The sequence below is a fragment of the Magnetococcales bacterium genome, assembly GCA_015231755.1.
Taxonomy (GTDB): domain Bacteria; phylum Pseudomonadota; class Magnetococcia; order Magnetococcales; family Magnetaquicoccaceae; genus Magnetaquiglobus.
The window spans coordinates 105,380-131,109 of sequence record JADGAZ010000012.1; the positions used below are offsets into that span (position 1 = coordinate 105,380).

General features: G+C 60.5%; 23 protein-coding genes. 9 read left to right on the plus strand and 14 right to left on the minus strand.

Annotated elements, in window-relative coordinates:
* Together HQL98_09705 and HQL98_09710 are read right to left on the minus strand one after the other, a co-directional pair.
* The coding region (locus HQL98_09705; protein ID MBF0272323.1) for an Rpn family recombination-promoting nuclease/putative transposase at nt 1–771 on the minus strand (771 nt) is incomplete at its 3' end.
* Nucleotides 772–804: 33 nt separating this feature from the next.
* The gene (locus HQL98_09710; GenBank protein ID MBF0272324.1) at nt 805–1,053 is read right to left on the minus strand and encodes a hypothetical protein; all 249 of its coding nucleotides are present in this window, start codon (nt 1,051–1,053) and stop codon (nt 805–807) included.
* Nucleotides 1,054–1,324: 271 nt separating this feature from the next.
* Between HQL98_09710 and HQL98_09715 the strand changes: the two genes are divergently transcribed.
* Both HQL98_09715 and HQL98_09720 read left to right on the plus strand, forming a co-directional pair.
* Complete coding sequence (locus HQL98_09715; GenBank protein ID MBF0272325.1) at nt 1,325–2,209, plus strand: flagellin FliC; 885 nt, start codon at nt 1,325–1,327, stop codon at nt 2,207–2,209.
* A gap of 353 nt (nt 2,210–2,562) precedes the next feature.
* Nucleotides 2,563–2,952, plus strand: a complete 390-nt coding sequence (locus HQL98_09720; protein MBF0272326.1) for a nucleotidyltransferase domain-containing protein — start codon at nt 2,563–2,565, stop codon at nt 2,950–2,952.
* Here HQL98_09720 and HQL98_09725 read toward each other — a convergent pair.
* The 3 genes from HQL98_09725 to HQL98_09735 all read right to left on the minus strand — a co-directional run bounded on the left by HQL98_09725 (nt 2,931) and on the right by HQL98_09735 (nt 7,118).
* Nucleotides 2,931–3,290: an HNH endonuclease gene (locus HQL98_09725; GenBank protein MBF0272327.1), complete on the minus strand. Its 360-nt coding sequence runs from the start codon at nt 3,288–3,290 to the stop codon at nt 2,931–2,933. The genes HQL98_09720 and HQL98_09725 overlap by 22 nt on opposite strands.
* Complete coding sequence (glnE, locus tag HQL98_09730) at nt 3,287–6,286, minus strand: bifunctional [glutamate--ammonia ligase]-adenylyl-L-tyrosine phosphorylase/[glutamate--ammonia-ligase] adenylyltransferase (GenBank protein ID MBF0272328.1); 3,000 nt, start codon at nt 6,284–6,286, stop codon at nt 3,287–3,289. Before glnE ends, HQL98_09725 begins: the two co-directional genes overlap by 4 nt.
* A 64-nt stretch (nt 6,287–6,350) precedes the next feature.
* Nucleotides 6,351–7,118 carry a peroxide stress protein YaaA gene (locus tag HQL98_09735; GenBank protein ID MBF0272329.1) on the minus strand — a complete coding sequence of 256 codons (768 nt, stop codon included), beginning with the start codon at nt 7,116–7,118 and terminating at the stop codon, nt 6,351–6,353.
* Between the two features lie 386 nt (nt 7,119–7,504).
* On the opposite strand from HQL98_09735, the gene HQL98_09740 reads away from it, so the two are divergent.
* The 4 genes from HQL98_09740 to HQL98_09755 all read left to right on the plus strand — a co-directional run bounded on the left by HQL98_09740 (nt 7,505) and on the right by HQL98_09755 (nt 13,424).
* Nucleotides 7,505–10,141 (plus strand): glycosyltransferase, encoded by a 2,637-nt coding sequence (locus HQL98_09740; GenBank protein ID MBF0272330.1) that lies wholly within the window; start codon nt 7,505–7,507, stop codon nt 10,139–10,141.
* A gap of 79 nt (nt 10,142–10,220) precedes the next feature.
* On the plus strand, nt 10,221–11,879 hold the full coding sequence (locus HQL98_09745) for an LTA synthase family protein (protein MBF0272331.1): 1,659 nt from the start codon (nt 10,221–10,223) through the stop codon (nt 11,877–11,879).
* Between the two features lie 63 nt (nt 11,880–11,942).
* Nucleotides 11,943–13,217 carry a replication-associated recombination protein A gene (locus HQL98_09750; GenBank protein ID MBF0272332.1) on the plus strand — a complete coding sequence of 425 codons (1,275 nt, stop codon included), beginning with the start codon at nt 11,943–11,945 and terminating at the stop codon, nt 13,215–13,217.
* A 3-nt stretch (nt 13,218–13,220) separates the two neighbouring features.
* Nucleotides 13,221–13,424 carry a hypothetical protein gene (locus tag HQL98_09755; protein MBF0272333.1) on the plus strand — a complete coding sequence of 68 codons (204 nt, stop codon included), beginning with the start codon at nt 13,221–13,223 and terminating at the stop codon, nt 13,422–13,424.
* An 18-nt stretch (nt 13,425–13,442) separates the two neighbouring features.
* Here HQL98_09755 and HQL98_09760 read toward each other — a convergent pair whose 3' ends face one another.
* The gene (locus HQL98_09760) at nt 13,443–13,919 is read right to left on the minus strand and encodes a chemotaxis protein CheX (GenBank protein MBF0272334.1); all 477 of its coding nucleotides are present in this window, start codon (nt 13,917–13,919) and stop codon (nt 13,443–13,445) included.
* A gap of 382 nt (nt 13,920–14,301) precedes the next feature.
* Between HQL98_09760 and groL the strand changes: the two genes are divergently transcribed.
* Together groL and HQL98_09770 are read left to right on the plus strand one after the other, a co-directional pair.
* Nucleotides 14,302–15,936: a chaperonin GroEL gene (groL, locus tag HQL98_09765; GenBank protein ID MBF0272335.1), complete on the plus strand. Its 1,635-nt coding sequence runs from the start codon at nt 14,302–14,304 to the stop codon at nt 15,934–15,936.
* A gap of 278 nt (nt 15,937–16,214) precedes the next feature.
* Nucleotides 16,215–17,690, plus strand: a complete 1,476-nt coding sequence (locus HQL98_09770; protein MBF0272336.1) for a DegQ family serine endoprotease — start codon at nt 16,215–16,217, stop codon at nt 17,688–17,690.
* Nucleotides 17,691–17,752: 62 nt separating this feature from the next.
* On the opposite strand, the gene HQL98_09775 is transcribed toward HQL98_09770, so the two are convergent.
* Both HQL98_09775 and HQL98_09780 read right to left on the minus strand, forming a co-directional pair.
* Nucleotides 17,753–18,139: a hypothetical protein gene (locus tag HQL98_09775; protein ID MBF0272337.1), complete on the minus strand. Its 387-nt coding sequence runs from the start codon at nt 18,137–18,139 to the stop codon at nt 17,753–17,755.
* A 109-nt stretch (nt 18,140–18,248) separates the two neighbouring features.
* Nucleotides 18,249–18,518, minus strand: a complete 270-nt coding sequence (locus HQL98_09780; protein MBF0272338.1) for a hypothetical protein — start codon at nt 18,516–18,518, stop codon at nt 18,249–18,251.
* 133 nt (nt 18,519–18,651) lie between these two features.
* On the opposite strand from HQL98_09780, the gene HQL98_09785 reads away from it, so the two are divergent.
* Nucleotides 18,652–20,979 carry a DNA internalization-related competence protein ComEC/Rec2 gene (locus HQL98_09785; protein ID MBF0272339.1) on the plus strand — a complete coding sequence of 776 codons (2,328 nt, stop codon included), beginning with the start codon at nt 18,652–18,654 and terminating at the stop codon, nt 20,977–20,979.
* On the opposite strand, the gene HQL98_09790 is transcribed toward HQL98_09785, so the two are convergent.
* From HQL98_09790 to HQL98_09815, 6 genes are read right to left on the minus strand one after another with little or no spacing between them, the layout of a single operon-like run.
* A complete protein-coding gene (locus HQL98_09790; GenBank protein ID MBF0272340.1) occupies nt 20,963–21,571 on the minus strand; it encodes a hypothetical protein in 609 nt (202 codons plus the stop codon). The two genes, HQL98_09785 and HQL98_09790, sit on opposite strands and share 17 nt — an antisense overlap.
* Nucleotides 21,568–22,893 (minus strand): hypothetical protein, encoded by a 1,326-nt coding sequence (locus HQL98_09795; GenBank protein MBF0272341.1) that lies wholly within the window; start codon nt 22,891–22,893, stop codon nt 21,568–21,570. Before HQL98_09795 ends, HQL98_09790 begins: the two co-directional genes overlap by 4 nt.
* Complete coding sequence (locus tag HQL98_09800; protein ID MBF0272342.1) at nt 22,890–23,564, minus strand: response regulator transcription factor; 675 nt, start codon at nt 23,562–23,564, stop codon at nt 22,890–22,892. Before HQL98_09800 ends, HQL98_09795 begins: the two co-directional genes overlap by 4 nt.
* A 25-nt stretch (nt 23,565–23,589) precedes the next feature.
* A complete protein-coding gene (locus HQL98_09805; GenBank protein ID MBF0272343.1) occupies nt 23,590–23,952 on the minus strand; it encodes a P-II family nitrogen regulator in 363 nt (120 codons plus the stop codon).
* A gap of 16 nt (nt 23,953–23,968) precedes the next feature.
* Nucleotides 23,969–24,754, minus strand: coding sequence for a DUF1538 domain-containing protein (locus tag HQL98_09810; GenBank protein ID MBF0272344.1), 786 nt, complete (start codon nt 24,752–24,754; stop codon nt 23,969–23,971).
* 23 nt (nt 24,755–24,777) lie between these two features.
* On the minus strand, nt 24,778–25,524 hold the full coding sequence (locus tag HQL98_09815) for a DUF1538 domain-containing protein (protein MBF0272345.1): 747 nt from the start codon (nt 25,522–25,524) through the stop codon (nt 24,778–24,780).
* Between the last annotated feature and the right edge of the window lie 206 nt (nt 25,525–25,730).

Genomic DNA, 25,730 nt, shown 5'->3' on the forward strand with positions numbered 1-25,730 from the left:
CTGGCGTCCTTTTGCAATCATACTTTGTGCGAACATGGACATCATTTTCTCTTCCTCCTCGGGACGTACCCTGCGAATGATCTCACGTACCGTCGGCTCATCGTAGTTGCGGTAGGTCTCGACCACATAGCGCATGAGAAACCGGAAATCTTCATCCGGAATTTCGACCAGCGCTTCGACCAGCAACTCTTTCATCTGAATCTGCTGGCCATCACGAGTCGCGTATTTTGCCGCCAACAGCCACGCCCGCAGGTTGGGTTGACGGGAGAGTTGCCGATCATCGATGCGGCCCAGATCCAGCACCGTGAACCGGAAGTTCAACAGATATGGATGCCAGCCTTCTTCGGCATCCACCAAGGCCAGAAATTCATCCGGAACCCGCCATGCGGTCGCGCCATGGTAGAACACGAAGGGGACGATGGCTGGAAGTCGTTCCCACTTGCCATGCTCGCGTTCCCATTGTTTCAACGCCTCGACCATGTATTTCGTCAACTGCCAGCCGATGCGCACGTCAGGGGAACTCTTGTGCTCGATCAGCACGTACAACAAAGCCGTCCGGCCCGTGAGCGTCTTGACCCGGTAGAGCCGATCCGTCAGATGGGCACGCAGCTCCTCATCGACGAACGAACCCTCCACCAACTCTGGCGGATCACTGGCCAGCACTTCCACCACTGCTTTTGGCAACCGTTCCCGCAGCAGAGTTCCCGCTGTGGTGGGATTGGAGAGCAAAGCTTTCAGGAATCGGTCGTGCGGATGGATAATATCAGTCATGGGCAATCCACAAGGAGCGACATATGTATGAAATCATCTTTCATCATCGTCGGCCTCATCATCGCCGACCTGTTGCCTCGTGCCCGATTCGGCAAATGAAGATTTGGGCCATGGCGACCCTTTGAACCTCAACCTTGTCTTAAGATTTTCGTGGAAATCCGCCTTGGTGTCCAGCGAAATCCAGTGGCTTCTGCGCCAAGCAGCCTGGCGATGAGGCTGGATGGAATCGGGTCGGATGGGGTGTGCGGCAAGGACCGGTTCCGCTCCTTTGATCTCGTTCATGCTGCCAGCATACCAAATGCCCCCGGCACAGTCCGCCAGCAGGGAATGATGCCAGTTCCACTGCGCGGTCAAGATCTGGAGCCAGAGTGTGGACGGGGGGATGTCGATGACTTTTTGGCCTTATGGCCGTTTTTGCGTTTTGATGCCCGGCCAGCCATAAAAGGTTTTCAGTCTCCGGTCGATCCGGACGATAAATCAGACAGTGAGTGGTGTTTTCACGTTTGTTTCTATCGTTAATGGTCGCAACGGTCCCGAAACCAAAGAGTCGCTTATGTCCTTGACCCTGTATACCAATCTGGCTGCCTTGCAAGCCAGTCGTGTCATGACGCGCCATACCGACGCGTTGGGCCAGTCCATGCGTCGGCTCGCTTCGGGAGTGCGGGTGGAAAGTGCTTCCGACGATGCAGCGGGGTTGTCGATCATCCAGCGCATGAGCGCCCAGATCCGGGGCGCCAACGCGGCCATACGCAATGTCAATGATGGGATCTCCATGCTCCAGGTGGCCGACGGCGCCCTGGAAGGCACCTCAGACGCCTTGCAACGCATCCGCGAACTGGCGGTGCAGGCCGCCAGTGACACCCTCGGCGACACGGACCGGATCAGCCTGAGCGCGGAAAAAGATCAATTGATCTCCGAGATTCAGCGTATCGCGTCCCAGACCACCTACAACGACACCACCTTGTTGAATGGTGTCACCAATGTCGCCTATTTCCAGCAGCAAGGTGGCACCACGGGGGGATCCCGAACCTCCTATCAGGCGGTTTTCCAGATCGGGACCGATGCGGGCCAGACCTTGGCCATCGATATGAATCTGGCCTATGTGAGCGCATTGGGGTTGGGCAATGATGGCAGTCTGGCCTCCATGCTCACTCAGAACGGGGCCAATAGCCTCATCAGTCGGGTGGACAGCGCCCTGGATTCGGTTTCGGAGATCCGGGCCAATTTGGGAGCGATGCAGAACCGTTTCGAGGCCATTTTGCAGGGGCTCTCCTCTCTGGAAGAAAATACCCAGGCTTCCCGTTCCCGCATCCGTGACGCGGACATCGCCTTGGAAACGGCCCGTATGGCCCGTGAAAACATTCTGCAACAGGCGGGCATGGCCATTTTGGCCCAGGCCAACCAGCAACCCCGGATCGTGCTGCAATTGTTGAATTGAAATGACAGTTGGCAGAAAAATTGCTTGAAGCAGGATGGTTGAGACCATCACGGGAGTATGCCAGCATGCAAGCCATCGAAATTCAAACCGATATCTCTCCGGAAGGGCATATCTGCCTCCCGTCGCCCCTGCGGAGTCTTTACGGACGTCAGGCCCGTTTAATCTTGATGGTGGATGAATTGGCTTCGGCGGGTGAGGCGGTGGTCCAGGATCCGTTGCAGGCCGTTCAGGGGGTGTACCGGGAAGAGGCCGAGTGTGACACGGTGATGATGGCCGATATGGACAAGGTGTGGCATGTCTGGCAGGAACTCGCCAGCGAATCCCCGGATCACGCCGCCTTCAACCAGGAGGCCCTGGTGGCCCGGATCCGGGAGATTTTGCCCCGGTTGATTGCCATCTATGCCATGGGGGAGCGGATCGAAAAAGGTTCCGGCACCATGGGCAGTCCTTTGGAGCTGGCGGTGCTGATGGAAGGGGAGTCGGATCCGGTCACCTTGTGGTCTTTGGCCCGGGAGTTGACCGCCTTGGCGGAGTGCCGGGTGGAGCTGTTCGATCTGCGGGTCTCTTCCACGTTGACCCAGTATCAGGTGGTGACCACCGCCGAACGGTGGTGGGTCGCCAATCCCCAGGCCGGACTGTTTGAATGTTTTGTCTTGAGCGAAAAAACCGCCCTGGAAGAGTCCCGGGTGAGCCTGCTGGCGGAACTGCGTCCCGAGGCGCTTCACTCTTGCGGTCCGGAGTGATCCGGCGCCGGGGGTGACGCGGAGGCGAGGGCATCCAGGGCCAATTTTTTTTGTTCCAGATGACTTTGCCACTGGATGGTGGAGAGGTGGCGTTTCTCCTGGTTGCAGGTCATGCAGGCCGGTACGCAATTGCCTTTGGTGGTCTTTCCGCCCCGGATCAGGGGGGTGACGTGATCCATGGTCAAATCTCCCGGATGACACCTTGCACCACAATAATGACAGCGGCCCTGTCCCACCTGCCCTTTCCACCAGGGGGAACGCTTCAGCTCCTTGGCCTTGAGCCGCTCTCTTTGCACCCCGTCCGGGTCGGCGGCGATGAACAGATCGTCGATGTTCATGATCCCAGATACCTCTGATAAATCGGCGTCACCCGTTTGAAACGACTCTCCAGCGCCGGAATAATCTCTTCTTCCAGGGCGTGACACAAACGTCCAAGCCGCACCCGTACCCGCGGATCCGGACCGATGCGGTTTTCCGAACGGTCGTGGAGCAGCCGCAAGCGGTTTTCCGTGAACCGGTACAGGCCATAGGCCTCTTCCAGCGTCAACGCCTCCCCGGACTGCAAAATGCCCGCCTTGGCCAGGGCCCGCAGGGCGTGGGGCAGGTTGGGGCGCACGATCTCCGGATGGGCGGCGCCGTGGGCCAGCAACAAATATTGCACCAAAAACTCCACATCCACCACGCCGCCCCGGCTTTGTTTGATGTCGATCCAGCCCGGAGGTGGGCTTTTTTCTTCCAGGATGCGCAGCCGCATGGAGGCCACCTCCCGGCGCACGGTGTCCGGATCGTGACCTCGGGCGAAAATCGAGGCGATCACCCGGTTCAATTCGGCGATAAAACCCGGATCCCCGGCAATGAGACGGGCGCGGGTCAGGGCCTGATGCTCCCAGATCCACGCCTCGTGGGTCTGATAGTGGAAAAATGAATCCAGTGAGGTGACCACCGGTCCGGATTTGCCCGAGGGTCGCAGGCGCATGTCCAGTTCGTAGAGTTTGCCGGAGCGGGTCATGGAGGTGATGGCGGTGATGATCTTTTGTCCCAGCCGGGAGAAGAACTGGCTGTTGGGCAGGGGGTGATCCGGATGATCGGTGCGTTGCTCCTCGCCCCGGCTGCCGTGGATGAAGATTAGATCCAGATCCGAGGCGAATCCCAATTCCCTGCCCCCCAGCTTGCCCATGGCCATGATGGCGAAGGGGGCTTCCTGGCTGATTCCCTGGGGGTTGATGAAGCGGGGAGTGCCATAACGCTCTTGAAGCTCTTTCATGGCGTCGGCCAGAATCCGGTTCAAGGTGACTTCGGCCAGCAGGGAGAGTCCGGAGGTCACCTCTTCGGGTTCCGCCAATCCAGAGAGATCCCGGATGCCCAGACGCAGGGTCTCCACATTCTTGAACTCCCGGATGAGGCTCAAGCCTTCCTCCGGATCCCGGGCCTTGTCCATGGTTTGATTCAAATCCGCGGTCAATTCGCCACGGTTGCGGAAACGACCGAGAAAATCGGTGGTGACCAGCCCGTCCATCAATTCCGGATGATGAATCAGAAAGCGCGACAACAGCCCCGAGGTGCCGAAAAGCCGGATCAACAGCTTGAGCACCGGGGGATTTTCTTTCAGGAGCGCCAGGTAGTTGACCCGGTGTCCCAGTCCTCTCAAAAAGGTTTCGGCGTGTTGCAAGGCCATGTCCTGATCCGGAGCGACCAGCACCTCCGCCAGCAACGGCACCGCGATGCGGCCATACCACTGGCGCGCCGCTTCGGTGAGACGGCTGGAAGGCCCTTCCCGCAACACCGAGATCAGCCCCAACGCCTGTTGAGGATTCTCGAAGCCCGCCTTGCGGATCGCCTCCAGGGCGCCGGTTTCGTTTTCCTGACTTTCCAGAAGGGCCAGCACCACCGGCTCCGGACGCTCTCCGTCCTCCCGTTCCCCCTCGAAGAACAGTTGGCCATAAATGCCATGCACCTCCTCGACCACCCCTTGCAGCCGGGCCAGGAACGGTTCGGCAGTGGCGAATCCCATGCGTCGGGCCAGGGCCAGCAGACCGGCGGGATCTTCCGGGATCGAGTGGGTCTGACGTTCTCGCTCGATCTGGAGCCGGTGTTCCACGGTGCGTAAAAAGCGGTAGTGGGCCACCAGGGTTTCGGCGGTGTGGGCCGGGAGCAGATTGGCGGTGACCAGTTGCGCCAGCACCTGTTCCGTGGCCCGCTGACGCAGTTGGGGATTTTTGCCCCCATGAATCAACTGCTGACATTGGACAAAAAATTCAATCTCCCGGATGCCGCCGTAACCGAGTTTGACGTTGCGGTGATAGTCCTGGCGGGCGGTGATTTTCTGGTCGATGCGCCGTTTCATGTCGCGGATGGCGTCCAGGGCCGCGAAATCCAGATAACGCCGATAGACGAAGGGTTGGAGATTGTTCAGGAACTGTTCCCCCAGCGCCCGGTCTCCCGCCACCGGGCGGGCCTTGATCATGGCGGCCCGCTCCCAGGTGCGGCCCCAGGATTCGTAGTAGATCTCCGCCGAGCGGCGCGACAGGGTCAGATCCCCGCTTTCCCCTTCGGGACGCAGCCGCAGGTCGATGCGGAAAACCATTCCGTCAGCGGTGGACTCTCCCAGCAGTCGGATCAGTTCCCGGCCCAGCCGGTTGTAATATTCCTTGATGGAGATGGGACGTTTGCCTTCGCATCCCCCGTGATCGTCGTCGTACAGATAGATCAGGTCGATGTCCGACGAGAAGTTCAACTCTCCGGCGCCGAGTTTGCCCATGCCCAGAATCACGAAACGGGCCGGATGGTGTCCTTCTTCGGCGGTTTCGGTCATGGGAGGGCCGTGGGCGGCGCTCAACCAGCGGTCCAGCCAGCGGTAGCCCGCCTCCAGACTGGCATCCGCCAGGGCGGAAAGACCCCAGGTGGTGTCGTGCAGCGTGGCCTCTCCGGTCAGATCCCGCAGACCGATGCCCAGAAAGGTCCGGTGTTTGTGACGCCGCAGAATGGCCGTCGCCTCGGCGCGGGAGTCGGTGGCCAGAACCGCTGCCACCACGCCTTGGTTCCAGGCCACCGGATCGTGGGCCAGATAGTCGTCGGCGAGACATTCCGGCCACTTGATCAGGACATGGGACAGATAGGGACTGTTGCCCCAGGCCAGCAACAGGCGTCGGCGCCAGAGCGGATCTTGCAGCCGTTGCGTGAGCCGGGCAATCGCCTCGGGTCGTGTGGCGGCGTGGGTCTGGACAAAATCCCGCAGCCGTCCCAGGGCCCCTTCGGGTTCGGCGGTGGTGGCCGCCAGGGCGCGGATGTGCGCTTCGGTCGGGTCGTCCAGTGGCAAAAGTGGCGAGATGGTCAATCCAAATGGCTCCAGAATGGGTTGGATCGGTCGCGGTTGATCGATGGGGAGCGGGGGATTGTTTTCAAGAACCGGTCTGCTCCCGCACGAAGACCCAGCGGCCCGGAGTGGAGAGTTCCTCCCGGAAGCGATAGCCCAAGGCGTTGAACGTTTTCAGGGGTTCCGGGGTGGTGAGGCGACGGGTGACCAGAAAACGGGCCATGGCCCCCCGTGCCCGTTTGGCCAGCAAAGCGATCACCTTCAGGCCTTCGGGTCGCGCCTCCAGGAAGACCGGGGTGAGCAGGGGGATGCCCGGCACCGCCTTGATGTAGGCCTCGGAGGCCAGATGGATCACCGTGGGATCGTCGTGGGTCGTCGCCTCGGCGGTGACGGCTCGGCTCAACCGCCGGTCCCAGAAGGGATACAGATCCTTGCCCGCCGGATTGGCCAGTTTGCTCGACATTTCCAGCCGGTAGGGCTGAATGCCATCCAAAGGCCGCAACAGACCGTACAGTCCGCTGAGAATGCGCAAGGATCCTTGCGCGAACTGCCAGTCATCCGGGGTCCAGGAGTCCACGTCGAGGCCGTCGTAGGTGTCGCCCCGATACAGCGCGGCGGCGTGTTTGGTTTGGGGCGGGTGTGCATCGGTGCTGAATTCCCGGAAACGCTCCGCGTTGAGTCGGGCCAGGGTCGGGCTGATGCCCAGCAGTGCGGCCAACTCCGTTTCCGAGTGGGATTTCAGCAATGCGGCCAACTGGTTGGCCTGTTCCACAAACGCCGGTCGGGTGCCGGGCAGGGTCAGGCGGGAGGGGGAGGGATCGAGAGTCTTGGCCGGGGAGATCAGGGCGAGCATGTTTTTTTAACGGGTTTCTCAGGTTTCGGGCGATTTGAGCCGGTGGCGGTTTCCGGCCTGGGGGACACAGGCGGGTTACGCCTTTTTTTTGATTCGGCGATTGTCAATCGTGTTGGAATTGTGAGGGAATTCCAAGCGGGAATCAAGCCGGGAAAAGGGGGATTCCACTCTTTTCCTTCCCCTGTTCAGGCCGCCATGGCCGGGGATCCACAGGATTGGCCGGGAGAAAAAGAGGGAGGCGAATCGGGAATGCCCGTGGCAATCTTTGTAAGGAGCGATTGTTTGTGGTATAAGCCTGTCCCATCGTCGGGCAGCCCGTGTCGGCTGACCGGAACGGTAAGGTATGCCTGTCATGACTCCATAGCAAGATCGCGGATCTCTTCTCCATGAAACCTAGCCATTGGTTGGTTGTCGGTGCTGTCTCTTTGATTACGGTGAGTCTTTGGGCCTGGTTCAATCGACCGCTGGAAGAACCGCTCTGGCCGGATCGGGTGATGGGTTTCGCTTTTGCCCCCTATCGGGCGGATCAGGATCCCCAGAAAGGCATCCATCCCTCCGTCGAGCAGATCGATGAGGATCTCGCCCTGCTTTCCGGCAAAACCTACGCCGTGCGTACCTATACCGTCGAAGGTGTGATGGCGGAAATCCCCCGGCTGGCCCACAAGCACGACATCAACGTCATGGTCGGCGGGTGGATCGACAGCGACGAGGCCCACAACAACGCGGAAATCGAACGGCTGATCAAAACCGTCAACGCCAACGCCCAGAACGTGGTGCGGGTGATCGTCGGCAACGAGTCGTTGCTGCATGATCGGGTTTCGGTGGAAAGATTGATCAAATATCTCGATCGGGTCCGCTCGGCGGTGAACGCCCCGGTCAGTACCGCCGAACCCTGGCACATCTGGTTGAAATATCCCGAACTGGTGCAGCATACCGACTTCATCGCGGTCCACATGCTTCCCTACTGGGAAGGGATCGCCCAGGAAAAAGCGGTGGATTACATCGTGTTCCGGATGAACGAATTGCGGGATACCTATCCGAAAAAACACATCGTCATCGGTGAGGTCGGCTGGCCCAGCGACGGACGCACCCGCATCGACGCCAAGGCCACCCAGGCGGAGCAGGCCACCTTCTTGCGTCGTTTTCTGGCCCGGGCCAACCGGGAGAAATATGTCTACTACGTGATCGAAGCCTTTGATCAACCCTGGAAGAGCAACTCCCTGGAACGGGGTGTCGGCTCTTATTGGGGGGTCTACAACGCGGACCGGCAAGCCAAGTTCCCTTTCCATGCCCCGATCGTCAACATTCCCCAGTGGTATGTGTTGGCCGGAGCCTCGATGTTCGTGGGACTGCTGGCCATCACCTTGTTGTTTCTGGACAGCCATGGCATGCGCAAGCGGGGACGGTTTTTCCTGGCCATTCTGTCTTACGGCATCGCCTCGTTGGCGGTCTATGTGGTGTATGATTACAGCCAGCAGTACCTCACGGGCGGCGCCATGCTGTTTGGTTTGCTGTTGGGCATCGGCATGATCGGGGTGATCGTGGTGCTGTTCGCCGAGGCCCACGAATGGGCGGAAGCCGCCTGGGTGCAGGCCCGCCGTCGCGCCTTGACCCGACCCGATATCACCGACGACTCCCAGCTTCCCTGGGTGTCGATTCATGTCCCGGCCTACAACGAACCCCCGGACATGATGATCCGTACCTTGGACTCCCTGGCCAACCTCAAGTATCCCCATTTCGAGGTGCTGGTCATCGACAACAACACCAAGGATCCGGCCATCTGGGAGCCGGTGCGGGAGCATTGCGCCAAACTCGGGGAGCGGTTCCGTTTCTTCCACGAAAACCCGCTGGCGGGATTCAAGGCCGGTGCCCTCAATTACGCCCTGCGGCACACGGATCCCAAAGCCGAAGTGATCGCGGTGATCGACAGCGACTATCTGGTGGATCCCGACTGGCTGTATGAACTCGCTCCCCATTTCCAGAAACCGGAAATCGCCATCGTCCAGGCTCCCCAGGACTACTACGATCAGGGGGAAAGCACCTTCAAGTCCATGTGTTACGCCGAATACCGGGGCTTTTTCTTCATCGGCATGGTCACCCGCAACGAGCGCAACGCCATCATTCAGCACGGCACCATGACCATGGTGCGGCGCACGGTGCTGGAGGATGTCAACGGTTGGGCCGAGTGGTGCATCACCGAAGACGCGGAATTGGGCTTGCGCATCTTCGAGAAAGGATTCCAGGCGCTTTATGTGCCCCGCAGCTTTGGCCGGGGGGTGATGCCGGATACCTTCATCGATTACAAGAAACAACGTTTCCGTTGGGCCTATGGGGCGATCCGCATCATGCGCGCCCATATGAAGGAGTTGTTCGGCTGGAGTCCCACCTGTCTGACCTGGGGACAACGGTATCACTTTCTGGCGGGCTGGATGCCCTGGGTGGCGGATGGCCTGAATCTGCTGTTCAATTTTATCGCCCTGGGCTGGTCCGCGGCCATGATTTTCGCCCCGGCCTTCGCCGACGCCCCTTCCGTGGTGTTCAGCGTGTTGCCGTTGATTCTTTTCGCTTTCAAGATCTTGAAGCATCTGCATCTGTATTATACCAACGTGGGCATCCGGCCCATCCAGTCCCTGGCGGCGGCTGTGGCGGGACTGTCGTTGACCCATACCATCTCCATCGCCGTGATGCAGGGGTTCTTCGGCGGGGAAAAACCCTTCTTCCGCACCCCGAAACAGGCGGATGGTCATCGTTTCTGGCACGCGCTGGCCGCTGCCCGCACCGAGTCGATCCTGATGATCGCCTTTTGGCTGGCGGCCTGGGGCATCCGGGAGCGGGTCGGATTCGACTTTTTCGATACCCGGGTCTGGGTGGGGGTGCTGTTTGTTCAGTCCATGCCTTATGCCATCACCTTGATCATGGCGGCCATCAGCGGCTTGCCCGCCAAACGGCTCCCCATGCCCGAACCGGTTCCCGTGGCGGCAGCGGTGGCTGGCGAGGAGGCTCCCCAGGTCACCTTGCCATGATCCCCCTGTATCCTTTCCCCGGAGGCTCTTTCCGAGCGCCGGAATGTGTGTCCCGGAGCTTCCGGAAGGCAAGATCTCCATGAACCCGATGCGCCTCAAACGGTTGCTGCTGAACCGTTATACCCTGTTTTTGGCGGGGCTTTATCTCTACTTGCGTCTGACCCATCCCCTGATCGAATTGACACCAGGGGTATGGCGCATGGAGATACCCCTGATGCTTTATTTTTATTTCGTGTTGAACGCATGGGTGCGGGAATCCCGTTGGCAGTCGGTGATCGCCGCCGGTTTCATGGCGGTGCCCTATCTGGTACATGATTATTATTTTTTGCGTTTTTTCCGTATTCCCAAGATCAACGATCTGGCCCAGATCCCGGAATTGATCGCGGTGCTGGGGCCGACCGGCAACCTGGTGCTGATCGCTGTGTTTGGCGGGGTGGCTTATTTGTTGATCTCGTTCATCCGCTTCTCCTGGCGGGCGGCGATCCTGTCCATTCCGGGGGTGATCATCCTGGCGTTGCCGTTTGTCCATCCTTTGTCTTATATCCAGATGTTCAGCACTTTTTCTTACGAGTTGATCCACTATGCCACCGTGGTCAACGTGGAGAAGAACGGTCGTCTGGCCACGGCTCTTTACAATGAGGCTAAGCGGCGTGACACTTTCAGTCATATCGATCAGTACCGGGATATCAGCCAACTGAAACTCACCTTGCCACCCGACCTGGAAAAACCGGAGAAGACCAATGGTCGCAATGTCCATCTGGTGGTCATGGAAGGCTTTCTTGATCCCACCTTGCTGGCCAATCTCCCCAAGTCGATCCATCCGGTTCATCCGGACCTGACCGAACTGCTGGGCAACCGACAGGGATTGTCGGTCTCTCCGGTCTTCGGGGGGTACACCTCCCAGGCGGAGTTCGAGGTGCTGTGCGGAGTCCCGGCGTATCAGGAGTTCGACGAAATCGAGTTCAACGTCTTTTCCGGGGCGGAAACCTACTGTCTGCCCCGCATTCTGCATCGTTTGGGCTATCATACCATGGCGTCGAACGGCTTCAAGCCGGACTTTTTCAATACCATTCCCGCCTATCGGGGATTGGGATTCGACGCGGTTTATTTTTCCAAAGAGTACACCCCCACCGAACAGACCTATCTGACCAAGGGGGAGGAGCAGGACAACAAGTATTTCTTCGATGCGGACATGTATGCCCAGAATCTCGCCTTCGTGAAACAGCGCATGGCGGACAAGAAACCCTTCTTGAACTATGTCCTGACGGTCTACGGTCATTTTCCCTTTGAGCCTGGCAATCGGGTGGGGCCGAACCGGTTCAAGGATACGGGACTGCCCTGGGATCTGGAGCGGATCATCAATCAACACTACGAGCGCAGCAAGGCTTTGGCGGATTATCTGAAGCAACTGCTGGCCCTGGATCCCCAATCCCTGATCGTGCTGGTCAGCGATCATCTGCCCCCGCTGGAAGGGGGATTCGAGACCTACAACCGCTTTGGCTATTTGCAGCCTGATTTGCAGGATCGTTTCCATCGCAATCGTTTCATCGTGTTCCGGGACGGCAAGGTGGAAACCCATCCGGTCTTTTATCATTACAATATCTATCGCATGATCCTGGATTATGTGACCAATCACGAATACTGTAAGGTCAAGTCCTGTGATTTTGGTTATCCCCTACCCAAGGATGCGCTGCGGGATGACTATCGCATCCTCATGGGGCTGGCCTCCCGACATTGATGCACTCTTAGGGAGTCGTTCCCGGTGAGTTCCAGATCCCCGTCCCCCCCGCTCGCGGACCGCATGCGTCCCCGGGATTTTGAGGAGTTGTTGGGGCAGGGGCATCTGACCGGACCGGGGAAGCTGTTGTTTCAGGCCTTGCAGACCGATCAACTCCCTTCGATGATCCTCTGGGGACCGCCGGGCAGCGGCAAGACCACGCTGGCCCGCATCGTCGCCGCCCGCACCCGGCACCGTTTCGAGGCGCTGTCCGCTGTGCTCGACGGGGTCAAGGAGGTGCGGGCCGTGGTGGAGCGGGCCAAGGCCGCCCATCCGGAAGGCACGATCCTGTTCGTAGACGAGATCCACCGCTTCAATCGCGCCCAGCAGGACGCCTTTTTGCCGTTTGTTGAGCAGGGGATCATCACCCTGATCGGCGCCACCACCGAAAATCCCTCCTTTGCCCTGAACGGAGCGTTGCTTTCCCGCTGTCGGGTGGCGGTGTTGAATCCTTTGGAGGTGGAGGATCTGACCCGTCTGTTGCAACGGGCGGTGGAGGATCGGGAACGGGGATTCGGGGCGCTTTCTTTGATGCTGGAGGCCGGACTCCTGGAGGCCATCGCTGCCCTGGCCGACGGGGATGCCCGCTATGCCCTGAATCTACTGGAAGTTTTCATCCAGTTGCAGCCGGAGACCGTGAAGAGCGGAGGGATACTGACGCGGGACGCTTTGCGGGAGACCCTGGAGCGGCGCGCCCTGTTGCACGACCGGTTGGGGGAGTCCCATTACAACCTGATTTCGGCGCTGCACAAGTCCCTGCGGGGATCGGATGTGGATGCGGCTTTGTATTGGCTGGCCCGCATGGTCCAGGGGGGCGAGGATGGACTGTACATCGCCCGGCGTCTGATCCGTTTCGCCTCCGAGGATGTGGGCAACGCCGATCCCCAGGCCTTGACCATCGCGTTGGCCGCCAAGGAGAGTTATCACTTTCTCGGTTCCCCGGAAGGGGAGTTGGCGTTGGCCCAGGCGGTGATCTATCTGGCCACGGCCCCGAAGAGCAACAGCGTGTATACCGCCTTTCAAAGCGCCATGGCCTGCGCGGGCCGTTCCGGCTCTCTGGGGCCACCCTTGCACATCCGCAATGCCCCCACCCGGTTGATGCGGGAGTTGGGTTATGGCAAGGAGTACCGTTATCCCCATGATCACGAAGAGGGATTCGTCGTGGCCGACTATCTGCCGGAATCGTTGCTGGGTCAGCGGTTTTATCAACCGGTGGAGCGGGGATTCGAGCGGGAAATCGCCAAGCGGCTCGATTATTGGCAAAAATTAAAACACCGGGCGCCCAAAACGGAGTCATGAACCATGTCCAAGACCGCAGCCAGGAACACCAACGCCAGCGGGATTCTCGATCAGGTTGTCAAAGCCAAGCAGGCCCTGGACGCTCTGGAGCGGCAGGCGCGGGATGATCGGGGCGAATTTGTGGAGGCGGCCACCGTGCGTGCGTTGCTCAACGCCGCCCAGGCCCATGTGATGCGGGCCATCGAGAAGTCCAGGGTGTTGCGCTGACGTTCCGGCGACTGGTGCTTATTTGCGGTAGAACACTTCCACGAAGAAGGGTCCGTTGTCGGTCCGGAAGTAGCATTTGGTGCTTTCGAGGGGTTTGGTGTAGCCGATCTGGTGATCCCGTCCCACCACCACCTGGGGCGGGGTGAGGTTGATCAGGTCGTCGCAGATGCGGCTTTTCACGGCGCCGGCGATGATGTTGGCCAATTCGCCGATGGCATCCTTGGCGGTGGAGTTGAAGGTTTGGATGTCCTCTCCGGAAAACGCGGCGGCCAGACCCACGGCGCAATGGAACGGAGCCGACACGTGGACGCCTCCTTCGATGACGCCGTTGAAGGCGATGATGGCGGTGACATCGGCCTGCGGGGGCGAATAGGGTTCATCGGCTGAGGTGGTGACCGAAGGGCCGGCCTTGATGCCCACGTCCGTCGTGAAAAAGGCGACCGAGGTTTCATCGATGGCTTCCTGGATCACTTCGGCCAGATTGGCGACCAGCATGGTTCCTTCCTCCTTGAATGCATGACAGAAACGACCGTCGCGTCAGGATGATATCTTCCGCAGATCGGTTGTTACTTTTAGTGGCATATCATACAGAATTGGTTTTGACTTTCAATGTTTCATCTTGCAAATTTTTCATGTCGTGGGGTGCGCGCAGGATCATTGTCTTGGTATCGCCGTCAGTTGGAGGCTTTTTTGAGGGGCGGGGGAAAAAACCTGCCCCCAGCCTCTTGCAGGGTTTGGGGGGCATGTCCATCTGATAGGTCAAAATTTCCATGCAGGCGGAGTCGGATGCCGCAGGAATCGGAATGTCACGGGCGTGATCGGAAACAAAAAGATCGCATATCGTGATTTAAAAACAGCGTGAGGAGAACAGATCATTATGGCAGCCAAAGAAGTCAAATTCGGCGTGGATGCCCGTGCGGCCATGCTTCAGGGGTTGAACACTCTGGCCAACGCGGTCAAGGTGACGTTGGGTCCCAAGGGTCGCAACGCGGTGTTGGACAAGTCCTGGGGCGCCCCCCGCATCACCAAGGATGGTGTTTCCGTGGCCAAGGAGATCGAACTGGAAAACCGGTTCGAGAACATGGGCGCCCAGATGGTGCGGGAGGTGGCCTCCAAGACCGCCGACGCGGCGGGCGACGGCACCACCACCGCCACGGTGCTGGCCCAGGCCATCACCCGCGAGGGGCTGAAGGCCGTGGCCGCCGGCATGAATCCCATGGATCTGCGCCGTGGCATCGACGCGGCCACCCAGACGGTGGTGGAGGCGTTGAAGCGGCTTTCCCGTCCCGTGACCCGCTCCGAGGAGATTTCCCAGGTGGGTACCATCTCGGCCAACGGCAATGCGGAGATCGGTCGGATGATCGCCGAGGCCATGGACAAGGTGGGAAAAGAGGGGGTGATCACCGTGGAAGAGGCCAAGGTGATGGCCAACTCCCTGGATGTGGTGGAGGGGATGCAGTTCGACCGGGGATATCTGTCCTCTTATTTCGTCACCAACTCCGAAAAGATGGTGTGTGAACTTAAAGATCCATACATCCTGTTGGTGGAGAAGAAAATCAGCAATTTGCAACAGATGTTGCCGATTCTGGAGGGTGTGGTTCGTTCCGGAGCGTCGTTGTTGATCATCGCCGAGGATGTGGAAGGGGAGGCGTTGGCCACTTTGGTGGTCAACAAGTTGCGGGCCGGTTTGAAGATCTGCGCCATCAAGGCGCCTGGATTCGGGGATCGGCAGAAGGCGATCCTGGAGGATATCGCCATCCTGACCGGGAGCACGGTGGTCTCCGAGGCGTTGGGGCTGAAACTGGAAAATGTCACCCTCGACATGCTGGGTCGGGCCAAGTCGGTGCTGGTGGGCAAGGAGGAGACCACCATCGTGGATGGCCAGGGGATCAAGGATCAGATCGAGTCCCGCATCGGCCAGATCCGTCGTCAGATCGAAGATACCACCTCCGACTATGACCGGGAAAAATTGCAGGAGCGTTTGGCCAAGCTTTCCGGCGGTGTGGCGGTGATCCATGTGGGCGGCGGCACCGAGGTGGAGGTGAAGGAGCGCAAGGATCTGGTGGATGACGCCTTGCACGCCACCCGTGCGGCGGTGGAAGAGGGCATCGTCCCCGGTGGCGGTGTGGCGCTTTTGCGCTGTGTCCAGTCCCTGGACGCCTTGAATCTGGCCAATGCGGATCAGAATATGGGGGTGCGCATCGTGCGTCGCGCCCTGGAGGAGCCGACCCGCATCATCGCCGAAAACGCCGGGCGCGAAGGTTCGGTGGTGATCAACAAGGTGGTGAGCCATCCGGAGGTTCCTTTCGGTTACGATGCCCAGGCCGACGAGTATGGAGACCTGGTGGCCCGTGGGGTGATCGATCCCACCAAGGTGGTGCGGGTGGCGATTCAATCCGCCTCCTCCATCGCCGGCCTGATGATTACCACCGAAGCCATGGTGACCGAGTTGCCGAAGAAGGATCCCGCTCCCGCCGCTGGCGGACGGGGCATGGACGACATGGACATGTGATACCGGTCCGCCACCATGCAAGCGGCGGTGCGGATGGATTCCAAGGCGGGATGAATACACCCCCGGCTGGAACGGGTGCCGGTTTGGCGCCCGTTCCAGCCGGGGTTTTTTTTATCCGGCATCCGGCAACGATTCCTCAGGATGTTGCAGGGCATTGATTGACGGAGTGCAATGCACTACAAAGGGATGACTGGTTTTTTGTAACAGCGCAGGCGCGTCGGGATTGGTTTCCGGCCCCTGGCGCGTCACGGCGTGCAACCATCGAAGAGGAGAAAGTCATGGCGGCAATGGGTGGAGTGGGAATGGAACGCCCGATGGCGGGTAACCGTGGCGGTATGCGGTCCGGCAGTCGGCTTTGGTGGTTGGGAGTGGCTTTGGCGTGCTGGATCGTCTCTCCGGCCTGGGCCCGGGGGCTGCCCGAGTTGACCGAGTTGGTGGATGATCTCAAGCCGGTGGTGGTCAACATCCATACCAGCAAAAAGGTCCGGGGGGGCAAACAGGCTGTATTGCAGAACAATCCCTTCAAGAACAGTCCGTTCGAGAATTTTTTCCAACCTTTTGTCGATCGTTTGCCCCAAGGCGAGATGCAGACCCGCAATCTGGGTTCCGGGGTGATCATCGACGCCGACGGGTTCATTCTGACCAACAACCACGTCATCGAAGAGGCCGACGAGATCAAGGTGCGGCTGGCGGATGAGCGGGAGTTCATCGCCAAGGTGATCGGCAACGATCCCAAGACCGATCTGGCCTTGATTCAGATTCCCGTCAAGCAGAAATTGCCCGTGGCCAAGCTGGGGGATTCGGACGCCATCAAGGTGGGAGCCTGGGTGGTGGCCATCGGCAATCCCTTCGGGCTGGATGCCACGGTGACCGCCGGCATCATCTCCGCCAAGGGTCGGGCCATCGGCAACGGCCCCTACGAGGATTTTCTGCAAACCGACGCGGCCATCAATCCGGGCAATTCCGGCGGACCGTTGTTTGATCTGGATGGTCGTGTGATCGGCATCAATACCGCGATTTTCACCCGTTCCGGGGGGTACATGGGGATCGGTTTCGCCATTCCGGTGAATCTGGCCAAGAATGTGGTGGCGCAACTCAAAGGCACGGGTCGTGTCACCCGGGGTTGGCTCGGCGTGGGCATCCAGGGGGTGACGCCGGAGTTGACCTCCGCCCTCGGCCTGGATGCGGCCAAAGGGGCGCTGGTGAGTCAGGTGACCAAAAGCGGACCCGCCCAGGACGCCGGGATCAAGGCCGGTGATGTGATCCTGAAGTTCAACGGTCAGGAGATCCACAAAATGCGGGATCTGCCCTCCCTGGTCGCCATGACCCCGGTGGGCAGCAAGGTGCCTGTGGTCATTCTGCGGGATGGCAAGGAGCAGACGGTGCCGGTCAAAGTCGAGGAGATGCCCAAAGACGAGGCGGGCAGCACCACCACGACTTCCCGTTCCGAAGGGGTGGCCAAGGTCGATCCGTTCGGGGTGCGGGTGCAGGCCCTGGGGGAGGGGCAACGCCGTCAGACCCGGGTGGGGGACGACATCAAGGGGGTGTTCGTGGCTCAGGTGGAGCCGGATGGCCCGGCGGCTCGCGCCGGTCTGCGCCTCGGAGACGTGATCCTGGATGTGAACCGGGTTCCCGTGGAAACCCCTCGGGAGTATGAACAGGCGGTGGAAAAGATCGGTCAGAACCGCAATGTGCTGCTGCGGGTGTCCCGGGATGGCGGCGTGCTGTTTGTGGCCATCAATCTGGAAAAGTGAGCGTGTTTTTTATGAGACCGCCATCCTGACCATGAGGGGATGGCGGTCCGGGGGATTGCCTTTTAGTCTTCCAGCATCTCCGTGACCCGACCCGTGCCCCGACACCAGGGGCAGGGGTCGGATTCCGCCCGTTCGTCCAGCACGAGCAGTTGTCCGGATCCTCCACACTCTTCGCAGGTTTCCGATTCCAGACCAATGGTGCGGGCGTTGCTGCTGTTGGTTGGGTGATGACCGGGCAGTTCCAGTCCCAGGGCCTGGCGTCCCAGATCGGTGAGATCGTAGCTGGTGGCCAGTCCCATGGCGACACTGTTGATCGCCAACTGGATCCATCCCCGGGATTTGATCGCGGACAGGGTTCCGAGATGAATCTTGACCGGGAGCTTTTCCAGAATGGCATACAGCGCCTTCAATTGTCCGGGAGTGGGGATCTTTTGGGTTTCTGTGGGCATGGGAATGACCGAAGTTGAGAATCGGAAAAACCCCGGATGATGGCGGGGTTTTTCCGATTGGGCAGGAATGAGGAGGAATGCGGATGGGGTCGGGTGCGATTTTTCTTTTTTAGTTGCGGGTGGTGCGTTTTTTCCAGAAGAGAATCTTGCCGCAGGCTTTGCACTGGCTGACGTTGGCCAGAAAATGGATGACCCCCAGGGTCAGGAACAAGGGAATGATGATGCGACTGGCGGCAATGATGGGACCATAGAGCAGATCGTTGCGGATCAGGTCTCCCGGATTGTCCAGAATGCCATGGAGGGTGAACCCCATGATGCAGAGGGCACCCAGGACGATCAAGCCGCGATTGCCGATCAACGGTTTTGACTGGTGTTCCATGCGTGTCTCCTTGAGGTGAATGCCACTTTCGGAAGTGCTATTACAATAGGTTGCAACTTTGACCAAAAGCAAGGAAAAATTGATCCACGATAAAATCCATTGGGCATCGACGCGTCAGTCGGGAATGGTTTCCTTGCCCGCGCTGTTTTTGGCGTGGATGATTTTTGGTATTATCGCAACCTTGCCCGCCCTGTCCCAGGATCGGATGGCGTTGTTGGGCGTGGCCCTGCTGCCGGCGGGGGCCGCGTGGTGGTCCCGGAAACAAGCCGGGATGGGGGACGTTTGGCCCCTGGTGGCAGGTGTGGTGACCGGTGGTCTGGCGGTGTGGGCTTCCTGGATTCAGGTGCCGGACCCGCCTCCCGAGGTGGCGCGTCAGAAGGTGGCATTTCAGGCGGTGGTGGCGGATCGGGAGGATCGGAGTGATTCGGTCTTGTTGATTCTGGATCAGGTCACATCCCCGCTGTGGAATCCCGAGGGGTTGGTGCGTCTGAGTCTGTATCGTCAGACCACCACCGTGTTGCCCGGAGACCGGGTGTCGGTTCAGGCCCGGGTGCGGCCTGTGGCCGCAGCGCGCAATCCGGGAACCTTCGATTATCGCCAGTATTTATGGGAATCCGGGGTGGTGGCCACGGCCACGGCGGGCAATGCGGATGCGGTGCGCCGCATCGGCGGCACGGATCAATGGTTTTGGAACCGTCAGCGACAACGCATCGCCGACTGGATCGCCGCCACCCTGCCCGTATCCCAACAGGGGTTGGCCGAGGCGTTGCTGGTGGGCAAGCGGGGACATCTGGATGGGGCGTTGCAAAATGTCCTGTTCGTCTCCGGCACCTTTCATCTGGTGGCCATCTCCGGCCTGCATCTGAGTCTGGTGGCGGGAACGGTCTATTTTCTGACCCGTCTGGGTCTGACTTTGATTCTGCCCCTCTCCCGGCGCTGGGACATGAAACGTCCCGCCGCCTTGATCTCGTTGTTGCCGGTCACCGGGTACGCTTTTTTGGCCGGGTGGTCGGTCTCCACCCAACGGGCCTATATCATGGTGGGGCTGTTCATGCTGGCCGTGGCGTTACGCCGGCAGCGGCAGTCGTGGCGGTTGCTGACCCTGGCGGCTGTGGTGATCCTGGTCTTGTATCCCGGGCAACTGCTCAATGCGGGCTTTCAGTTGTCGTTTTTGTGCGTGGCGGTGATTTTGTATCTGATCGATCATCTGCCCGTCCAGGAGGGGTGGAAGGGGCGGTTGGGGTTGACGTTGGCCTCCACGCTGGCCATCGGCGTGGTGACCGCCCCCCTTTCGTGGCACGCCTTTCATCGGATCTCTCCCTACGGCATGGGGATCAATCTGGTGGCCATTCCCTGGGTGGGGGAGTTGGCCACCTCGTTGGGGCTGGCGGCCATGGTGGTGCAACCGCTGTGGTCGGAGGCCGGCGGTTGGTTGCTGGGGGCCATGGGGTGGGCCATGGCGGTCTATCGCTGGTTGGTGGAGTGGTCGGTGCAATGGCCCGGCGCCGAACTGCGCACCCCTGGACCGGCCCTGCCCGGCATGGCCTGGTTTGTGGCCGTCGGCCTAGTGGCCGCCTGTCTGCGCCACTCGGGTCGGTGGGGCTGGAGGCGCTGGGCGTTGACCCTGGTGGCGGTGTTGGGGTTGGCTTGGCCCAGGGAGACCACCCCGGACCATTGGTTGCGTCTGATCGTACTCGACGTGGGACAGGCCCTTTCTGTGGTGGCCAAGATGCCGGGCGGGGGATGGTCGGTGTTCGACGCCGGGGGAGCGGTGACGCCGCGTTTCGATGTCGGGGAGGCGGTGATTTCGTCGGTGTTGTGGCATCACGGGGTCGAACGGCTGGAGCGGGTGGTGGTGAGTCATCCCCAGCGGGATCATATGGCGGGCATGGCCCGGGTGTTGCGCAATTTCCCGGTGGGGGCGCTGTGGCTCTCCAGGCTGGCGGAATCGGACGAAAATCGGGCGGATGTCAAGGAGTTGCTGGCCGTGGCCGGAAGGTTGGGGGTGCCGGTCCATCACTTTGAGGCGGCGGGATCGTTTCCCGATGGCGGGGCGATGGTGCGGGTGTTGCCGCCGTTGCCTGAAGGGAGCGCCATCAAAAGCAACGACCTCTCCTTGATCGTGGAGATCGAACATGGAGCCCATCGGTTTTTGTTGACCGGGGATATGGAGGCCAAGTCGGAATCCTGGCTGCTTGCCCAGGGGGTGTTGCATCCCGTCACGGTGCTGCTTGCCCCCCATCACGGCAGTTTGACCTCCTCGACGCTGCCGTTTGTGCGGGCGGTGCGGCCCGAACATGTGGTTTTCAGTGTGGGAACGGACAATCTTTGGGGGTTTCCCAAGCCTGTGGTGGTCAGACGCTGGGCGGAAGGGGGCGCCCGGATCTGGCGCACGGATCAGCACGGAGCGATTCAGTTCGTCAGCGACGGCACCCAATTGACGGTCACAGCCGCACCGTGAGGTCGAAGGCTTCTCCCGGCGGATCCGGGAAGATCGCCGGGACCGGGAGGATACGGGCTCCCAGGGCGATCAGGGCTTCCAGGTAGGGTCGGGCCGGATCGGGAAACGGGTGGGTCAGTGGGGCGTCATGATACAACGTGACCCGGTGGTCGCATCCCGCCAGTCCCGCGCCCAGGCGTATCCCCTCGACGATGGCGTCCGGTGCGCCTTCCAGTCGGATGGCGATCCGTTTGTGGGGCAAGGGTTGGGGATGCGGAGGCCAGTGGAGGTTAGGCAGCGTGAGGGTGAAGTCGCTGTCGCGGATCATGCGGCCCAGGGTGGCCAAGCCTCCGGGCTGGATGCCCGGCGCGGGGGTGGGGCCGTGGGCCAGTCCGTGGCCATGGGCGCAAAAGCTGGCGGTGCCATGGGGCTGGATCCGATCGCGCCAGTGGGCCTGATCCACCTGATGAATCCCGTGATGCATGAAAAACAGATGGGTCTGCCAGCGCTCCCCGAGTCGGGTGCGCAGCCTCTCCTGCCAACCCGTGTCCAGGGTGGCGCGGGTGATGATCAGGGTGATCCGGGGAGGGAGGACGGCAGAAGTGGTGTTCATGGCAGACGGATCCTGACCAGAAATCCATGCAGTTCCGGGGAGCGGCCCAGGAGCATCTCCCCTTCGTACAAATCCACGATATCCCGGGCGATCAACAGCCCCAGACCATTGGGGCCGGCAGGTTGCTCGTCCCCGGAGAGCCGGATCACGTGACGCAGCCGTTCCAGGGCCGGCTCCGGAACCCCTGGCCCGTCATCTTCGATGGTGAGCCAGAAGCCATTTTCTTCCCCGGCGGTGATCAGAACCCGGCTTTTGGCCCATTTGCAGGCATTGTCCGCCAGATTGCCGATCAATTCCAGCAGATCATCCCGATGGCCGGGGCCGGTCAGGGTTTCGGGAATGCGGGTTTCGATGTCGAGTTCCTTGTCGTAGTGCAGGCTGTGGAGCGCCCGGATCAGGGAGGACAACTCCCGCCCCAGATCGAAACGATCCGGGTCCACGCCTTTGCCGGAAAGGGAGGCGCGACGCAACTGGCGTTCGATCAGGCGTTCCAGCAGTTGGGTCTGTTCGGTGAGAATCGAGCGGATCGGCCCCTGATGGCGCAACTCCGGGGCTTCCGCCAGATGGGCCAGGGAGGTTACCGGAATCCGCAACGAATGCCCCAGATGGGACAAAGTGCGACGCACCCGGCTTTGATGACGCTCTTCGGCCAGCAACAGTCGGTCGATGAGGCGTACCAGGGGCAGGGTCTCCTCTGGTCCTGCCCGTTCCAGACGGCGGCGTTCGCCGGTCTGCAACCGTTTCAACTCCTCCTGGAGTTGCCGGAACGGCGTGAACGCCAGGGCGATAAACCACACAAACAACACCAAGGCCAGCAGATACAACGCGATGGTCATCGCCAGATTGATCAGACGCCACGAGCGGGACAGATCACGCAGGGATCCCCGGGATTGGGCCGTGGCCACCACCAGTTCCCCTTCCGGACGGACCAGGGCGTGGATGACCACCATCAGCTCTTCTCCGGCAGGAGACATGAGTTTCAAGGCCATCTGCTCCCCGGGGGAGAGCGTGGGCAATTCCAGGGGGTGTCCTTCCAGGGAGGGGGAGAGATGGTGATGCCGGATGGCGCCTTCCCGCCACTCCCATTGGCAGAAACGGCCAGAACCGATGGGTTCGGGGCAGGAATCGTCCCGGTTCAGAAGGTCCGGACCGGAGCGGATCAGCAGGGTTCCGATCCAGCGGGCCCGTTCCGAAAGGTGATTCCAGGTGATCTCGTCGGCAAAGCGGCGGGCCAGATGATCGCTTCCGGCAAAAATCGCCAGACACAACAGGAGCAACAAGGCGGACAATCCCGTCTTAAGGCGTCCGGAGACCGATTTCATGTCGGGTCGCTCTGGGTGGCGAGCCGGTATCCATGGCCCCGCAGGGTCAAAATGCGCTGTTCGCCGATTTTTTTGCGCAGCCGCATCACATGGGTTTCGATGATGGCCAGATCCGGATCGTCGTCCGTGTTGTACAGATTGAAAAACAGGGTCTCTTTGGAGAGTACCCGGCCCGGATTGAGCAGAAAACAGCGCAACAGTTTGAATTCCGTGGCGGTCAGAGGAATGATCGCCTCCGGGAGGATTTTGACCTCTTTGCGTTGTTCGTCCAGTTGCAAGGATCCGGCGCACAACGGACCCTGACCCCGGGTGTGACAGCGGCGCAATACCGTGCGAACGCGGGTGATCAACTCCTCGACGTGAAACGGTTTGCCCAGATAGTCGTCGGCACCCGCCTCCAGACCGTCGATCCGTTCCCGCCAGGAGTTGCGCGCCGTGAGAATGATCACCGGCAGTCCGATGCCGGCGCGCCTCCAGTTGGCCAGTACCTGCAATCCGGGGCGTCCCGGCAGTCCCAGATCGAGAATCGCCAGGGCATAGCCGGGATCGTGTCCCATCTCTTCGCCGGTGATGCCGTCTTCGGCGCAATCGGTCACGAATCCTGCCCGGTCCATGTGTTGCCGGATGGAGGTCAGGAGTCCTGGATCATCCTCGATGGCCAGAATGCGCATGGGAAGTGTGTCGGCGTCGGTGGTGTCAGGAGTGCCGTTCCAGGTGATCCGGATGTTTGGCGAGACGCTTGAAATGGTCGAATTGCAGATCGACCCCCACAGCCCGGTTGACTGGCAGGGTCATGGCGATGCCGGTGCCCGGTCGGTTGAAGTCTCCTTCCTTGTGGATCACGTCCAGGATGTGGTCCGCCAGACTGGCTTCCAGGAAAAAGATGATCACATCGGTTTGGATGTTGAGATCCAGACCGAAAAAGGTTTTGGCTTCGTGGAGACCGGTGCCCTGGGCGGAGATTACCGTGGAGCCGGAGGCGCCGGCCTTTTTGGCGGCCTGGATGACGTGATCGGTGAAGTCGGATTTTACCATGCACACGACGAGTTGAAATTCCATGGATTGACTCTCCTGGTCAGCTTGGGCGGGGAAGGAGGACAGATTTGCGTGCTTTCCACGCGGCCAGTTGAGCATACCCCATGACGGTCATCATGGGAAAGAGGCTGGCGAATGCGATCAGACCGAATCCATCGATGGCCGGATTGCGCCCGGGTACGGTGGAGGAGAGTCCGATGCCCAGCGCCGTGACCAGGGGTACCGTCACTGTGGAGGTGGTGACGCCACCGGAGTCATAGGCGAGGGAGACGATGAATTTGGGGGCGAACCAGGTTTGGATCATGACAATCATATAACCGGTGATGATGTACAGGGCCAGGGAGGTGCCGGTCACGATCCGGAAACAACCCAGGGAGATGCCGATGGCCACGCCGATGGCCACGGCCACCCGCAGGCCGACTTCGTTGATGGTGCCCCGGGAGACCTGATTGGCCTTGAAGGCCACGGCGATGAGGGCTGGTTCGGCGATGGTGGTGGCGAATCCGATCATCGCGCCGAACAGGTACAGCCAGCCATAGTCGCTCCAGTGGGCCGATGCCGGGACCGACGCGGTGCCGAAGAGGAATTGGGGCGCGGAGAGCTGGGTGGCCATGAGTTTTCCCAGGGGAAAGAGGGCCAGTTCCAGTCCCACCAGAAACAAAGTGATGCCGAACAGCACGAACACGATCCCCAGGAGCAGACGTTTGGGATGGGGCAGGGCGTCCTTGAGGATGAACAACTGAAAAAAGACGATCAACACCACAATCGGGGCAAGGTCGATGATGGTGTCCAAAAAGGTGTCGAGCAGCAGGTTTGAGAGGGTCATGGCGTGATTTCTTTCTTTAGTTTCTAGCGGATGCCGAAGACCATGACCCCATAGGCCATGACAAAGATCATAGGTGTCAGGGAGGCGAAGGCGACCAATCCGAAGCCATCGATCATGGGGTTGCGGCCCCGGATCGAGGTGGCCAGTCCGATGCCCAGGGCTGTGACCAGGGGGACGGTGATGGTGGAGGTGGTGATGCCGCCGGAGTCATAGGCGATGCCGATGATTTCCGCTGGTGCCATGGTGGTGATGATCATCACCACCACATAACCGCCGAGGATCAGGTATTGGACTGGCCACCCTTTGACGATGCGTAGCGCTCCCATGGCGATGGCGAAGCCCACCGAAAGGGCCACGGCGAAACGCATGCCTCGGGCGTATTCATCCATGCCGGCTTGGCCCGGAGGGAGCAGTTTGGCGGCGGCGGCCACCTTGGCGGCCTCTTCGGCCACGGCGATGAGGGCGGGTTCGGCCACGGTGGTGGAAAAGCCGAGTCCAAAGGCGAAGGCGAGCAGCCAGAACAGGCTGTTGCGCCGGGCGAAGTTGTAAGCCATGGCCTCGCCGATGGGGAACAGTCCGATTTTGAGTCCTTCGACGAACAGGGCCAGTCCCACCAGCACCAGGAAACCACCCAGCAGGATATCCCCGAGATTGGGGATCGGCTGGCGGATCACCGCGAACTGGAAGATCGCCACCACGGCCACCACGGGCAGAAAGTCGCGTCCCGAGTCCTTGAGGCGGGACAGGGACCAGGAGAGGATCTTGGGCATAAGGCGGTGTTCTCCGGTGGCAGGTATTGGGGTGGCGCCATCCCGACCGTGGGGCGAGGTCGCGGATCCGGTGTCGGGTTGGTTGGCGCAGTGTAACGGAGCAGACTGACTTTTTCCTGACCGTCTGGTCATTATTGTTGAGGCAGCATTCAGTCGGGGGGGGGGGTGCGTTTCGAGTGTCGCTGGCCCATCGAGATCCGGGGATG